Source organism: Empedobacter sp. ULE_I140 (assembly GCF_053482575.1).
Genome location: NZ_JBQMTX010000001.1, coordinates 2510547 through 2526713 on the forward strand (window position 1 = coordinate 2510547; position 16167 = coordinate 2526713).

A 16167-nucleotide genomic window follows, 5' to 3' on the forward strand; every position below is an offset into this window, starting at 1 on the left:
AAGTTAATCTTAAATTCCAACATCGCAAAACGAATATCGCATATCGAATTTTAGTGCATAAAATGTCTCATTCCTGTGAAAACCATCGGAATTTCGCGTTCATTACAAGCATCGATAGACTCTTGATCTTTGATTGATCCTCCTGGTTGAATAATTGCTTTAATTCCATTTTCTGCTGCAAAATCAGCTACATCACGGAAAGGGAAAAATGCATCTGAAGCTAAAACTAAATCATCTTCCACTTTTTCTTTTGCACGTGCAATCGCTTGTTGAGCCGCCCAAATACGATTCGTTTGACCTCCACCGATTCCGTAAGCTTGACCATTTGTCGCTACAACAATCGCGTTAGATTTTACCCATTTTACAATTTTTTGAGCAAAAACTAAATCAGTCATTTGACGATCTGTTGGTTGAGCTTCTGTTACAACTTTAAGATCTGTTGAAAACTGATTATCTGTAGACTGAACAATTAATCCTCCATCAACTTTTACGTAAGTTACTTTATCCGACACAGGATTCTTCACTTTGATGATACGTAAATTTTTCTTTTGTTTAAAAATTTCTAACGCTTCTTCTGTAAATGAAGGTGCAATTACAATTTCTAAGAAAATTTTATTTAATTCAACCGCAGTTTTTCCATCAACTTCTCTATTGAAAGCGATGATTCCACCGAAAATTGACATTGGATCACATTCATACGCTTTTTCATAAGCTTCTAAAACATTCTCTCCAATTGCCACTCCACAAGGCGTTGAATGTTTCACTGCACAACAAGTTGTTTCCTCAAATTCTGAAACCACTTTATAAGCCAAATCCATATCACGAATATTGTTGAAAGAAAGTTCTTTTCCTTGTAAATATTCGAAATCTTTCATTGCGCCATTTTTCGTTTTATCAACATAATAAGCTGCTTTTTGATGTGGATTTTCTCCATAACGTAAATCCATCACTTTCTCGTAAGAAGACTCTAAAAATTGAGGAAAATCTTCTCCTAAAATGTAAGTAGAAATCGCCGCATCATAAGCAGAAGTTAAGTTGAATACTTTACCAGCACATAATTTACGCGTTTCGATAGAAGTTGAACCATTCTCACGAATTTCATTCATCACTACTTCATAATCATTCACATCCGTTACAACTGTTACATCATAAAAATTCTTTGCAGAAGAACGTAACATTGATGGACCACCGATATCAATAAATTCAATCATTTCCGCTTCAGAAAGACCTGTATTCATCTTTTCGAAGAAAGGATAAAGATTTACAATAACGATATCAATTGGGTTAATTCCATGTTCCGCAATTGTTGCCATATGATTTTCGTCCGAACGACGCGCCATAATACCACCATGAATTGCAGGATGTAAAGATTTTACGCGACCATCTAAAATCTCAGGAAAACCAGTTACATCTTTTACTTCTGTAACTTCGATTCCGTTGTCTTGTAAATGTTTGAATGTTCCTCCAGTTGATAAGATTTTGTAATCTTGTTCAACCAAGAATTTTGCAAATTCTAACAAGTTCGACTTGTCCGAAACACTTATTAGCGCTTGTTTTTGCATTGTGTTTAGTTTTTAAAGTTTATTGTTTGTTTACTATTTTATTGGAAATGAAAAACCTCAATGTACACAACATTGAGGCATTCTATATTTTATGCTTCGCTGATTTGCTTGATTGCCTTAATGTAGATTTCACTTTCTACCTCAGCAACTTTACGCTGTAAATCTGCTACTTCATCACCTTCTTCAATTTCAAAAATTCCTTGACAAATAATTTGTCCTTCGTCTACACCAGCCGTTACAAAATGTACAGTTGCTCCTGATGTTTTTTCACCAGCTTCTAAAACTGCTTTGTGAACTTTCGCGCCATACATTCCTTTTCCACCAAATTTTGGTAATAATGCAGGATGAATATTAATCATTTTCGAGCCCCATTTCGAGGTAAATTCTGGAGATAATATGGTTAAAAAACCTGCCAAAACAATAAGGTCGATTTCTTCTCCTTCTAAATTATGTTCAGCATCTTCCGAAAAAGTTTTTCGGTCTAAGACATACGTTCGGATATCTTTATCCAACGATCGTTCTATTGCATAACAATCTCGGTCTGCCATTACCATCGAAATCTCGACATTTGGTAACGTTCCGTCTTCAACTGCATCAATAATATTTTGAAGATTTGTTCCGCCACCGGAAACAAATACAGCTATTTTCATGTTTGTTTGTAAGTAATCTTGTTTGTTTTACAAAGATAAGATTTTAGTTGATGCAAGTCGAAAAATATAACGTGGATTTAATCTATTTATTAATGATTTATTCACAATTAAAAACAAAAAAGGCTATCTCAAATTGAAATAGCCTTTTGAAAATATTTTTTAGTGCCCTTGAGTTCCGTCAACTCCATGTGCGTGTCCGTGAGATAATTCTTCCTCAGTTGCTGGACGAACATTAAGAATTTCAACTTCAAATTCTAATGTTTTTCCTGCCATTGGAGGATTCAAATCTGCAATTACAGCCTCTTCTGTCACTTCTACAACTGAAGCACGGAATTGATTTCCTGCATCATCAGTCAAAGGTAAAATTGCTCCAACTGGTGGCAATCCAGATTCTTTGAACATATCTAAAGGTAATTGAGCAACAGCTTCTTCTACTCTTTCACCGTATCCTTCTGCTGGAGTAATTACGAATGATTTTTTATCACCAATTGTTAATTCTTTTAATTCTTCTTCAAATTTTGGAATCATCATTCCAGCTCCAAATAAAAAAGTTAATGGCTCTTCTGTATTTGATTGTTCTACAAATACTTTTTCACCATTCGCTTCGATGGTATGTAATGAGTAGTTTACTGAAACTACATTATTGTTTTCTATTGACATAAATTGTAAATTATGGATGCTTTTAAAAAGCGTTCATTTTTAATACTTATCTTTTAACAACAACTATTCCTTTCGAATAATTTGACCAATTTTGTCAGTTATTTAGATTTTTGAACTGACAATTTTTATTTAATCTATAAAAAGTAATGCTTTTTTGATGTCTTCATAACCAATTTCACCATTGAAATAATCATAAATTGGTTTTAAAACTTTATTCTCTTCAAATTCGATTTCACTATACGCTAATCGAACTTTATCAATAATTTTATCAGAAGGTTTAAATTTTGAATAATCCAAATCAGGCTCACTTTCTTTGATTTTACCAATATGATCGACAATTGCTGAAGTAGTTAAACCTCTTTTCTCTGCGATTTGATCTAAAGACAAACCTTCTTTCACATATTCTAATGTAATTTCGTAAGTCGATTTCTTTTGTCCTTTTTCTTTGGTTTTATTCTTTTCGATATTTTTTGCAATTTGTTTTTTATCCAAAGTTCCACCAGAATATCGGATAAAAGCAGCCCAAGAGTTTTGCAATTCTTTTTCATCTAGAAACTCATCCATTTCATTCGATAAAACCTGAAAACGTCTATCAGCCTTCATTGCAAGTGAATCAATTTCTAAAGCTGTTTGATTCAATCCGTGTAACATCAACGAATTTAAATCTCGTAAACGTGAAAGTGCAACATACCCTTGTCCTTTTTCGAACGCTTTTGATAAATCAATAAACGCAGAATCTAACGTCATTCCTTGTGATTTATGAATCGTAATCGCCCAAGCCAAACGCAACGGAACTTGTGTAAATGAAGCCAATGCTTTTCCGCTTTCGTCCTCTATTGCCCACGTTTCTGGTTTTGCAATGTAAAATTCTCCATCTAATGTTTTGATAATTGGCTCGTCTTTTTCAGTATACCCCGAAACATTTCCAAGCGTTCCGTTTACAAAACCAACTTCGAAATTGTTACGAACAAACATCACTTTCGCTCCTATCTTCAATTCTAAAACTTCTTCTGCTAAAACAGATTTTTTAAGAACCTCAACCAAAGCTGGATTTCCCGCAACTTTTGCTTCAAATGTTTTGGAAGATGAATCAATATTAATCAATTGACCTTTATTAATTCGGTCCACATCCATATTATGTGTATACAAACGAGTTTGTGAATCTATTTCATCTGGAAAATATTCGATTCGAGTTTCTAATAAATCAACTGTTTTTTGCGAAATATTCCCCGAACGAATTTCATTCAAAATATCATTCAATGCATTATTTGTTTGACGATATTGCTCTGTCAAATAACAAATATGCACTTTTGCTTGAACCCAAGCATCGGACATAAAACAGAATTTATCTTTCGATTCTTCCCACTCTTCACCAATCGGCGGTAACTGGAAAAAATCACCCGAAAAAATTACTTGAACACCTCCAAAAGGTTCATCGTTTTGTTTGAAAAACTTCAAAACATAATCAACCGCATCCAACTGATTTCGGTGCAGCATCGAGATTTCATCAATAATTAAGACTTTTACTTTGTCCATTTTATCTCGGAAATATTTCTTGTCGCGAAGCGAAGCCAAATATCGATCAGAAACATAATCTTTTATTCCAATTCCAGCCCAAGAATGTATCGTTTGACCATTCATGTGCGTCGCAGCAATTCCCGTAGAAGCCGTTATAGCAACAGGAACGCCATGTTGTTTAAGATATTGAATGTATTGATTTAACACATAAGTTTTTCCGGCACCCGCAGAACCTGTTAAAAATACATTTCGACCAGATTTTAGAATTGCCAAAGCCTTTGATTGTTGCATAACTTATGAGTGAATTTGGAGTTTTTTGAATGAAATGCAAAGATACGAAGATTGAATGAGGTGAGGAAATGCTTAATAAATTAAAAAAAAGAAAATGAATTAACTTTAAAAGCTATTGTATTTTAATTAAGCTTTTTTATTTAAGAAAAAAACTACAAAATTTTATAACAAGGATCAATCTTAATCAAAAACAAATAATCCCAAAAAATAAAAAAACCGGATAAGAAATCTTATCCGGCTTTTTTAAACTATTTAATCTACTATTTCAATATAATTTTGTCAGCACCTTCTTGAATTTCTCCAATCAACGCACTTCCATCAATAATATTCAATACTTTTTCAGCATCAGTTTGGTCAACGATGACAACCATTCCAACACCCATATTAAATGTTCCAAACATTTCGTTTTCTGCAATTCCTCCGCGTTTAGCTAATTCTTGCATCACTGTTGGTACATTTATTTTTGCTTTTTCTATTACAGCAGTTAATCCGTCATTTATAATACGAGGAACATTCTCGATTAATCCACCTCCTGTAATATGAGCAATTCCAGACATTTCGATTCCAGCATCTTTGATTTTGAAAATATCATTTTGATATAATTTTGTTGGAACTAATAATGTTTCGAACAAAGGTTTACCTTCAAATTCTTCGTTAAAATCTGGGAAAACTTTACGAACCAAAGAGAATCCATTCGAATGGAAACCACTTGATGGTAACGCAATAATTACTTGTCCAGCTTTTATTTTAGAACCATCGATAATTTCATCTCGTTCTACTACTCCAACACAAAATCCAGCAACATCATAATCACCAACTTGGTACATTCCTGGCATTTCTGCTGTTTCTCCACCAATTAATGCTGTTCCAGTTTCTTTACACGCTTGTGCAATTCCACCTACAATTTCTGCTGCGATATCAGAATCTAATTTTCCACAAGCTAAATAATCTAAGAAAAATAATGGTTTTGCTCCATGACACAAAATATCATTTGCACACATCGCGAAACAATCAATCCCAACTGTATCGTAAACTTTAGAATCTAAAGCCACACGTAGTTTAGTTCCTACACCATCGGTTCCTGATACCAAAACAGGATTTTTGTAACCTCCTAATTGGTAAAATGCACCAAAACTTCCAATTCCATTCAACACGTTTGAATTGTGTGTTGCTGCAACTGCATCTTTAATTTTCGATACCGTTTGATAACCTTCTTCCTTATCTACTCCGGCTTGTTTATATGTATTGCTCATTTTAATTATGATTTAGTTTTTCGAAATACGAGATTCGAAATTCGTATAACTTATTAATCTATATGCAAAGGTTTTACCTCTTTACATTCTTCATTAGAATAATTTACGGGATATTTTTCTGTAAAACATCCAAAACAATGTTCTTTACTTCCTAATAAATCAATCAGATTATCAACTGTTAAGAAATCTAACGAATCGACATTCAAATAATCTTCAACCTCTTTAATTGACTTATTTCCTGAAATTAAATCTGCTTTAGAAGGCATATCAATTCCTAAATAACAAGGTGCAATAATTGGAGGCGAAGCAGAACGGAAATGAATTTCTTTTGCTCCTGCTTCTTTTAAGATTTTGATTAAAAGTTTCGAAGTTGTTCCACGTACAATCGAATCATCTAAAACAACCAAACGTTTTCCTTTGATTTTATTTTTGATGGGATTCAATTTTAAGTTGACCACACGTTCACGCATTTCTTGTGAAGGAACGATAAACGAACGCGACATATAACGATTCTTAATCAAAATTGGTTCGTAAGGAATACCCGAAGCTTCTGAATAACCAATTGCAGACGGGATCCCAGAATCTGGAACACCAATTACAATATCGGCAGCAACAGGAGATTGTTCGTATAATTTTCGACCAGATTCTACACGTAAATCGTAGATTTCATTTCCTTCGATATTCGAGTCAGGACGTGCAAAATAAATGTACTCAAAAGCACAAATATTACGCTGCGTTGGTTGATTTAATGAATAAGATTTCAAACCTTGTTCATTTACAACAATCAATTCACCTGGCTCTACATCACGGATAAATTCAGCTCCGACAGCGTCTAATGCACATGTTTCTGAACAGAAAACATAGGCATCGTCCAATTTTCCTAAACATAAAGGACGAATACCATTTGGATCGCGAAAAGCTGCCATTTGATTATTCGCTAATAACAAAACCGAATAAGCTCCTTTTACCTTTTCTGTACCTTTCTGTATAGCTTCTACAATATCTAAATGCGAATATTTTTGAATAGAACGTAATAAAACCTCCGTATCCGAAGTTGCTAAAAATGGTAAACCTTCTGCTTCTAATTCAGCTCTTAATGCTTCAACTTCAATTAAATTTCCGTTATGAGCAATAGAGAAATGAGGTTTTCCATAAATATTGTACGTGTAAAGTGGCTGAATGTTACGACGACTTCCACCTCCAGCAGTTGTGTAGCGTGTATGTCCAATCGCAGCATTTCCTTGGTATTCTTCAATCTCGGCTTCCATTGTTTTGAAAACGTCTAATACCAATCCTGTTTTTTTCACCGTTTTAATGTTTCCATCTTTCAAGAAAGAAACACCACACGCTTCCTGTCCACGGTGTTGAAGCGCAAATAAACCAAACTGTGCAATAGAATATGTGTTGATATTATTTGGCGAATAAACCCCAAAAACACCACATTCTTCGTTTACACTATCCACAGTATCGGCTGCATATTTTTTTAATAAATTTCTTTCGTAGAAATTCGTTAAATATTCAGCTTTTAATTGGCTTTTATGTAATTTTTTATCAATCATTATAGAATGAAAAAAATGTTTATTTTAAAACTTCTGTCAAACGATTATATACTTCGTGATAAGCTTCTGAAACATCACCTAAATCACGACGAAAACGGTCTTTATCTAATTTTTTTCCTGTTTCAACATCCCATAAACGACATGTGTCTGGAGAAATTTCGTCAGCTAAAATGATATTACCATCAACATCTTTACCAAATTCAATTTTAAAATCAGCTAAAATTAATCCAGCTTTTAAGAACAATTCTTTCAACGCTTCGTTAATTACTTCTGTTTGTGTGTACATTTCATCTAACTCATCATATGTTGCAGCTCCTAATAAAACCGCATGATGATCGTTGATTAATGGATCTCCTAATTCATCTTTTTTGTAACAGATATCAAAAATTGTAACTGGAGATTTCGCTCCTTCTTCTAATCCTAAACGTTGAGCCATAGACCCAGCTACATAGTTGCGCACAACCATTTCAATTGGAATAATTGATACTTTTTTCACCAATTGCTCACGATCATTCAACTGCTCGATGAAATGAGTTTTAACTCCTTTTTCAATCAAATAGTTGAAAATTAAAGTCGAAATTTTGTTGTTCATTTCTCCTTTGTCCTCAACAGTTCCGCGCTTTTGTGCATTAAATGCAGTTGCGTCATCTTTGTAATAAACAATTACTTTGTCTGCTTCCTCTGTTGAGTAAACTTGTTTTGCTTTCCCTTCGTAAATGAAGTCTTTTTTTGTTAAGCTCATCGTTGTTGTTTGTTTTTTCGAAGCTCGATTTTCGAAATTCAAAGTTAAAATTCATCTAACTTCTAGTTTCTTATTTCTAACTTCATTACATCGTTTTTTTGTTTTGTTTGAAATGAAAAAGTCCACTTCGTGTTTGTTGTTTGTTTTGAAAATTAACTTGTTCAAGGTTAACTTTCGAGATTAATTTCGATTGGTTCAGGATCGAAATTGGTATTAGTTTGTTGTTTGTTTCTTTTTTTAGTATTTAGATGTTAGATATTTAATATTTAGATTTTTTTTCTTCTACCTTATTTCTAACTTCAAAATTCCTTATTTTATTTTCAATGTCAAGCTGAATTCAGTTCAGCTTCTCACTTTTTTAAGATGAGTTCCTGAAACAAGTTCAGGATGACTCAAACTTTATTCTTCAATTGTCATTCTGAATGAAGCCTTGGCGTAATGAAAAATCTTTTTAGATTCCTCAACAAACTCTAAATGACATTTTTTATTTAATTTTTAGAAGTTAAATTTTCTCATATCTAACTTCTAATATCTCATATCTATAATCTACCCTCTAAAATACTCCACCGCATTTTTGAAGATATTCATATATCCATTTCCTGGAATGTTCTTGAATAATCCTTCTTCGTAACGCTCTGGATGTCCCATTCGTCCGTAAACTTTTCCACAAGGCGATACAATTCCTTCTACCGCAAACGTAGATCCATTTGGATTATAAGGCATTTTTCCAGCTAATTTTCCATCCAAATCTACAAACTGAGTTGCGATTTGTCCTTTATCAATTAACTTTTCTAATTCAACCTCATTTGCTACGAAACGACCTTCTCCATGCGAAAATGGAATCCAGAATTCTTGACCTTCCATTCCTTTTAACCAAGGTGAGTGCGATTTATTCACTCTCACTTTCGCTAATTGTGTAATGTGACGACCAATTTCATTGAACGTTAATGTTGGTGTATCTTCTTCTAAATCTTGAATACGTCCATAAGGCAATAATCCTGATTTAATCAATGCTTGAAAACCATTACAGATTCCTAAAACCAAACCATCGCGCTCTAATAAATTGTGAATTGCATTTTTGATTTTCTCATTGCGTAAAACCGTTGCAATAAATTTACCTGATCCATCTGGCTCATCAGCAGCTGAAAAACCTCCTGGTACAAAGAAAATATTGGCTTGATTGATTTCATTTACAAAAGCATCAACTGATTCTTCAACATCTTGTTGTGTTAAATTACGGAAAGGCAAAGTCGAAACGATTGCTCCTTCTCTACGGAACGCTTTTGCTGAATCATATTCTGAATTTGTTCCTGGGAAAATTGGAATGAAAACTTTTGGGTTTTCTACTTTATGATCGGCGAAGGCAAAACAAATTTGTTCTGCTTTTAAATCTTTTTCCTCAACAACAGTTTCAGTAGTTGATTTATATGGAAACAATGAATTGAATGTTTCTTTCCATTGTTGTTTTAATTCAATCAAATTAATTTCTTCTCCATTAAAGTTGAACGAAGTTGAATCATTTGTCTGACCTAAAACATGATAATTTTGAGCGATTTCAGCAGGAATATTTAAATCATCTGAATGTTCAATTACAATCGAAGCTGGATAATATTTTGCTACATCTAAATCAGTTTTGATTTCAAATCCGATTTCATTACCAAAAGCCATATTCGCTACAGTTTCTGCAATTCCACCAAATTTAACCGTCATCATTGATTTTACATCAGCATTAATTGTTCCGATAAAATCAAAAATAGCTTTTGTATTTGCTTCGTCGATTAAATAATCTTCTGTTAATGTTGGAATAAAAACTGAAAGTTTAGAATTCTTTTCAACTAAAGTTCCTTGTACAATTTTTTCAGCCAAAGAAGGCGCAACTGCAAAAGAAATCAACGTTGGCGGAACATCAATATCTTGGTAAGAACCAGACATCGAATCTTTACCTCCAATTGCAGGAATTCCGAACTGTTTTTGTGCTTCAATCGTTCCTAATAAAGCCGCAAATGGTTTTCCCCAACGCGTAGCTTCATCACGTAATTTTTCAAAATATTCTTGAAAAGTTAAACGAATATCAGCGTAATTTCCACCAGCAGCAACAATTTTTGTCATCGAATCAATTACCGCAAAATAAGCTCCGTGATAATTTGACCAACGAGAAATTGTAGGATTGTAACCAAATGAAGCAATAGAAACTGCATTTGTAAATCCGTCTGTTGGGAATTTTTGTACCGAAACATCTTCTGGTGTATCCATTGTTTGTCCACCAAAAGCATTCAAAATAGTAGAACGTCCAACGTTATTGTCAAACATTTCTACCATACCTTTTTGCGACGCATGATTTAACTCTTGCATCATTGCAATAAACGCTTCTTTATTGAAGGCTTTATTCTCAAAAGGATTTGTATATTCTTCGTCCGTAACTTCGATTTTAGCTTGTTTACGAACGCCATTTGTATCTAAAAATTTACGGTCTAATTCAACAATTTTTGTTCCTTTCCAAACCAAAGTCATTGTATCATCTCCCGTTACCTCAGCAACACAAGTCGCATCAAGATTTTCTTCTTTTGCTAATGAGATAAATGTTTCCACATCTTTAGCCTCAACCGCAACAGCCATACGTTCCTGAGATTCAGAAATCGCTAATTCTGTTCCGTTTAATCCAGCATATTTCAATGGAACTAAATCTAAATTAACATTAATTCCGCGTGCAATTTCACCAATTGCAACAGAAACACCTCCTGCTCCAAAGTCATTACATTTTTTGATTAATGCTAAAACATCTGGATTACGGAATAAACGTTGAATTTTACGTTCAACAATTGCATTTCCTTTTTGAACTTCTGCTGATAAATCGTCTAATTTAAGACCATCGTGTGTTTTAGATGAACCAGAAGCTCCTCCTACTCCATCACGACCTGTTGCTCCTCCTAATAAAATAATTCGGTCACCTGCAACTGGTTCTTCACGACGAACATATTCTTTTTTTACAGCTCCAGCCACAAAACCAACTTCCATGCGTTTTGCTTTGTACCCTTCGTCATAAATTTCTTTCACAAAAGTTGTCGCTAAACCAATTTGATTTCCATAAGAACTGTATCCGTTTGCTGCTTCTTTAGAGATTTTACGTTGTGGTAATTTACCTGGTAACGTATCTTCAATTTTTTCTAAAGGATTTGCAGCTCCTGTAATACGCATCGCTTGGAAAACGTAAGAACGTCCACTCAAAGGGTCGCGTATTGCTCCACCAACACATGTCGAAGCTCCACCAAATGGTTCCACTTCTGTTGGGTGATTATGTGTTTCGTTTTTGAATTGTAATAACCATTCTTCTTCAACACCATCTACATCGATTGGAACGACAATAGAACATGCGTTAATTTCTTCAGAAACATCAATATTTTTCACAACTCCTGTACGAGAAAGATATTTTCCCATCACAGTTGCTAAATCCATCAAACGAATTGGTTTAGTTATTCCTAATTCTTGACGAACTTGTTGGTAATAATCGAATGTTTTTTGAAGTGTTTCGTTAAATTTAGAATTAAATTGAACATCTGTAATCTCCGTCTCAAAAGTTGTATGACGACAGTGATCAGACCAATAAGTATCTAAAACTTTTAACTCAGTTTCGGTTGGATTACGATTGATTGATTTGAAATAGTCTTGAATAAAAACTAAATCATCCATCTCTAACGATAATCCAAATTGGTTGTAAATGTCTTGTAGTTTATTTTCGTCAGCAGAAATAAAACCTTCAATAATTGGAACTTCTGTAGCTTCTGGATTAGCTGGAATTTCCATTTTTGAAAGATCTTTCTCGCGCGACTCAATTGGATTGATTAAGTAATCTTTTACTTTCTTTAAATCTTCCACAGACAAATCATCATTGAAAACATATAGTAAACCAGATTTTACGGTTACATTTTCAACATTCATCAACACTAAACATTGTTCCGAAGAATCATCGCGTTGATTATATTGACCTGGTAAAAATTCGGTTGCAAAATAATTTTTAGAATAAGGAATGCTTTCGTTAACTGCATCTTCTACGTATTTGAAAACAACGTCTGTCACAGGATCGACAAACACCTTATTTTGAACCTCTTGTAATTGGCTTTCTTCTATATTAAATAGATCATAAATAACAAAAACCTTGCACACAATTGTAGGTACAAGGTTTTTGAGTTCTATTGTAGTCTTCTGACTGATAACGTCAAAATTTGATTTCTTCTGAATGAAAAGTCTGTGGTTCATTGTATTGTTTGCTGTACTATTTGGTTTAATGTGTTTAAACCATTTGTATCATCTACATCAACAAACAAACTATTTTCTAACGAGAGTGGTTCAAGACTCATTTTGTAGAAAAAAAATTCATTTGTAGTGGCAATTTTTTATGGTCTGCCGTAGAGACGCTCAACCTTATTATGAGCTATACAAATGTTGTAAACTTTAAAAACTAAATCACCTTTAAAAGTGAACTGCAAAATTAAACATTTTAATTAGTAAAATCAAATCTAAATCAACAATATTTTATTTAATTTTTTGGTTAAATATTTTTCTTAAAATTTAAGCATGATTATCAATCAAATGTCCCTTTTTACAACAAAAAAATCCTTATCAAAATTGATAAGGATTTTTCGTTTTCCGTAATTATCTTGTAATTGTCAAATCGTATTCGTTGTCTGATTCATCATATTTATATGATAATTTCATATTGAAATCTTGCATAAACTTTTTGCAAAACGTTTCTATATTTAATGAATCTGGAAAAGTAGCTTTGTTAACTGTCATAAACAAAGTTGTCCAACTTGTATTGTCTTTAAAAATTGTAGAGAATCTTTTCTCCCAATATGTTAAAAACTTTTCTTCTTTTTCATTGATTAATATCTCTTCCATTCTACCTACTTTATAAACCAATTACAAATTTACAACTATTTCTAATCAAAACCATTTTTTCACGAATTATTAACGTTTTCAGTTTCTATCTTTCATTCAAGAATCGCAAACTTAAGATTCGCTTAAGATTCACTTTTCCATGTTAATAATCTATTAAATATCAATACATTTGAACAATAATTCAAAAACAAAATGTTTACAAATAATTTAAAAGGACGTTACAGTATTTTACTATTTTTCAGTTCGTTATTTATTCTAATTTCATTTATTCTACGCCTAATTTTTGCGATTTGGGTAAAAAGTGATTTCGACTGGAATATTGGTTCGTTATTACACACTATTTTTTACGGATTAGTGTACGACATTAGTGTTGTAAGCTGTTTCACGTTATTCTTATCATTTTATTTTATGATTTTACCCAATAAATTCGTCAATTCATTATTTGATCGAATTTTCGTGTATTTTGTTTATACATTGTATTTGGTAATCATTTATTTCACATTTTTTGCCGAAGTTACATTTTGGGACGAATTCAAAAGCCGATTCAATTTTATTGCGGTCGATTATTTAATTTATACCTACGAAGTTGTTAAAAATATTCAAGAATCATATCCTTTATCAGTTTTAATTGGCGGAATTGTTTTAATTACAGGCTTAACGATTTTCGCAACAAAAAAAGGTTATTTCTTTTACAACACATTTCATAACAAACCAAAAACAAGCCAAAAAGTTGGTGTTTTTGTATTTAATTTACTACTTACGATTGGCTCATTGTTTCTTTTAAATAATGATAGCAGCTCAACTTCAGAAAACAGATACAACAACGAAATTTCTAAAGCCGGAATTTTTTCTTTCTTTTCTGCTTTCCGAAATAATCATTTAAAATATGATGAACATTATAAATCTATTCCTATTGAAGATGCTTTTGCAGTGATTAAATCTGAATTGCAAGATTCAAAAACTGTTTTCGATCAACAATTCAAAAATCCAATACGAAGAACAATTTTAGCGAGTAATCCGTCACAAGCAGAACAAAAACCAAACGTGATTTTTGTGTTAATGGAAAGTATGAGCGCTTCATTTTTGCAAGAGCAATTCAACGGAAAATCAATCACTCCAAACCTCAACGATATAGCGAATAACAGCATTTATTTTTCAAATATGTTTGCAAACGGAACGCGAACCGTTCGTGGAATGGAAGCTGTTACATTATCAATTCCTCCTACGCCTGGAAATAGTATTGTGAAGCGTATTGATAATCAAAATTTATATACCATTTCGAATGTTTTCAAAGCAAAAGGTTACCACAATATGTTCTTTTATGGTGGCGATGGATATTTTGACAATATGAATGCGTTTTATGGTGGAAATGGTTTTGACATTTACGATCGCGGCCGTGGTAGCGTTTTGAGTGATAAAATCAATACTAATCGATACAATATTAATGATGAAGAAGTTACTTTTGAAAATGCTTGGGGAATTGCCGATGATGATATTTACAGAAAAGTGATCAAAGTTGCCGATGAGAAATACAAAACAAAACAACCATTTTTTGCATTTGTGATGTCAACTTCAAACCACAAACCTTATACGTACGAAGATGGAAAAATTGATATTCCGTCTGGAACTGGTCGACCTGGAGCTGTAAAATATGCCGATTATGCAATTGGAGATTTAATTGCAAAAGCGAAAACAAAACCTTGGTTCAGCAATACCGTTTTTGTGTTTATTGCCGATCACTGTGCAAGTAGCGCAGGTAAAGATGCAATTGATGTAAAAAATCATCACATTCCGGCATTTATCTATAATTTAAAATCGCACGCAAACGAAAATGTCACAAAAGAAATTTCTCAAATTGATATTTTCCCAACATTATTTTCGTTGTTCAATTGGAAATATACGTCTCAATTTTATGGAAAAGACATCTTCGATCCGCAATACAAATCGCGTTCTTTTGTTGGTACGTATATTAAATTGGGAATGAAAAAAGGCAAAGATGTTTCGATTTTATCCGATCAAAAGAAAATCAATCAATACAAATGGATTGATAAAAATTTAATTGATACAAAGGTTGATCCTATTTTCGAGCGTTCTATCATATCTAATTATCAAACAGCCGATTATTTATTTAGCAATCATTTATTAAATGAAAAATAAAATCATTTTTATCATCAATCCTATTGCTGGAAAGGGAAAAGGACGAATAATTGAAACTGAAATTCAACACTATTTTAGTCAAAAAAATGTTGATTTCGAAACATTTTTAACTGAAAATATTGGTCATGCAACTGAAATTACAAATCAAGTTCTGACAAAAAATCCTGAAATCATAGTAGCTTGTGGCGGCGACGGAACGATAAACGAAGTCGCTCAAGCCTTGGTTGGTAGCAATGTTGCTTTGGGAATTATTCCGATTGGTTCAGGAAATGGATTAGCGGCTAATTTGAACATTCCTAAAACCACAGAAAAAGCTTTTGAAACGATTTTGAATGCAAAAATCAATAAAATTGATGCAGGAAAAATCAACGAAAATTACTTTTTTAGCAATATGGGATTGGGAATTGATGCAGATGTGATTAACAATTATGCTCAAACCAAAACCAGAAACTTTTTGGGATATGTAACTGCCAGTACAAAAGCGATTTTTAACTTTCAACCGAAAAAATTTAGCATCGAATTAGATGATCAACATACATTAGATGATGATTTTTATTTTGTGTTCTGCTCTAACTCTAACGAAGCGGGTTATGGCATCTCATTTTCACCCAATGCAAAATTAAATGATGGAAAATTAGACTTTCTTGCAGTAAAAAAGCTTAATTTTATACAACAAATTCAGTTTTCGGCTAATGTTTTAGGAAAACGAATTGAAAAAATGAAGCAAGCAAAAGTATTGCAAGTCAATTCAGTAAAATTCAATTCCAACCAACCTAAAACAATTGCTCAAGTTGATGGTGAAGCTGTTATTTTTAACCAAAATTCGATTGAAGTTTCGATTGTTCCGAATGCTTTGAATGTTATTGTTCCGAATTAGAA

At 32.9% G+C, this 16167-nt stretch carries 11 protein-coding genes and 1 riboswitch; of the genes, 2 read left to right on the forward strand and 9 right to left on the reverse strand.

The genetic code is table 11. The features are described from left to right. Positions 1–50 precede the first annotated feature (50 nt). The 9 genes from purH to ACTS9J_RS12100 all read right to left on the reverse strand — a co-directional run bounded on the left by purH (position 51) and on the right by ACTS9J_RS12100 (position 13131). A complete protein-coding gene (gene purH / locus ACTS9J_RS12060; RefSeq protein ID WP_280036526.1) occupies positions 51–1562 on the reverse strand; it encodes a bifunctional phosphoribosylaminoimidazolecarboxamide formyltransferase/IMP cyclohydrolase in 1512 nt (503 codons plus the stop codon). Between the two features lie 89 nt (positions 1563–1651). Further along, entirely contained in the window at positions 1652–2212 is a 561-nt protein-coding gene (gene purN / locus ACTS9J_RS12065) for a phosphoribosylglycinamide formyltransferase (protein ID WP_038332368.1), read from the reverse strand. A gap of 159 nt (positions 2213–2371) precedes the next feature. Next, on the reverse strand, positions 2372–2872 hold the full coding sequence (locus ACTS9J_RS12070) for an FKBP-type peptidyl-prolyl cis-trans isomerase (RefSeq protein ID WP_038332370.1): 501 nt from the start codon (positions 2870–2872) through the stop codon (positions 2372–2374). A gap of 129 nt (positions 2873–3001) precedes the next feature. Next, positions 3002–4681, reverse strand: a complete 1680-nt coding sequence (locus ACTS9J_RS12075) for an AAA family ATPase (protein ID WP_219034720.1) — start codon at positions 4679–4681, stop codon at positions 3002–3004. Positions 4682–4941: 260 nt separating this feature from the next. After that, entirely contained in the window at positions 4942–5934 is a 993-nt protein-coding gene (purM, locus tag ACTS9J_RS12080; RefSeq protein ID WP_114999539.1) for a phosphoribosylformylglycinamidine cyclo-ligase, read from the reverse strand. A 53-nt stretch (positions 5935–5987) separates the two neighbouring features. Further along, the gene (gene purF, locus ACTS9J_RS12085; RefSeq protein ID WP_125349020.1) at positions 5988–7493 is read right to left on the reverse strand and encodes an amidophosphoribosyltransferase; all 1506 of its coding nucleotides are present in this window, start codon (positions 7491–7493) and stop codon (positions 5988–5990) included. A 19-nt stretch (positions 7494–7512) separates the two neighbouring features. Beyond that, positions 7513–8235 carry a phosphoribosylaminoimidazolesuccinocarboxamide synthase gene (purC, locus tag ACTS9J_RS12090; RefSeq protein WP_038332381.1) on the reverse strand — a complete coding sequence of 241 codons (723 nt, stop codon included), beginning with the start codon at positions 8233–8235 and terminating at the stop codon, positions 7513–7515. Between the two features lie 546 nt (positions 8236–8781). Further along, the gene (locus ACTS9J_RS12095) at positions 8782–12489 is read right to left on the reverse strand and encodes a phosphoribosylformylglycinamidine synthase (protein ID WP_125349019.1); all 3708 of its coding nucleotides are present in this window, start codon (positions 12487–12489) and stop codon (positions 8782–8784) included. Positions 12490–12593: 104 nt separating this feature from the next. Next, a riboswitch (purine riboswitch) is annotated at positions 12594–12692 on the reverse strand. 193 nt (positions 12693–12885) lie between these two features. Next, the gene (locus tag ACTS9J_RS12100) at positions 12886–13131 is read right to left on the reverse strand and encodes a hypothetical protein (protein ID WP_038332385.1); all 246 of its coding nucleotides are present in this window, start codon (positions 13129–13131) and stop codon (positions 12886–12888) included. Positions 13132–13323: 192 nt separating this feature from the next. On the opposite strand from ACTS9J_RS12100, the gene ACTS9J_RS12105 reads away from it, so the two are divergent. Together ACTS9J_RS12105 and ACTS9J_RS12110 are read left to right on the forward strand one after the other, a co-directional pair. Continuing rightward, on the forward strand, positions 13324–15288 hold the full coding sequence (locus ACTS9J_RS12105; protein ID WP_448353278.1) for an LTA synthase family protein: 1965 nt from the start codon (positions 13324–13326) through the stop codon (positions 15286–15288). Beyond that, positions 15278–16165, forward strand: coding sequence for a diacylglycerol/lipid kinase family protein (locus ACTS9J_RS12110; RefSeq protein ID WP_286495795.1), 888 nt, complete (start codon positions 15278–15280; stop codon positions 16163–16165). The genes ACTS9J_RS12105 and ACTS9J_RS12110 overlap by 11 nt, the downstream gene beginning before the upstream one ends. The last annotated feature ends 2 nt before the right edge of the window (positions 16166–16167 follow it).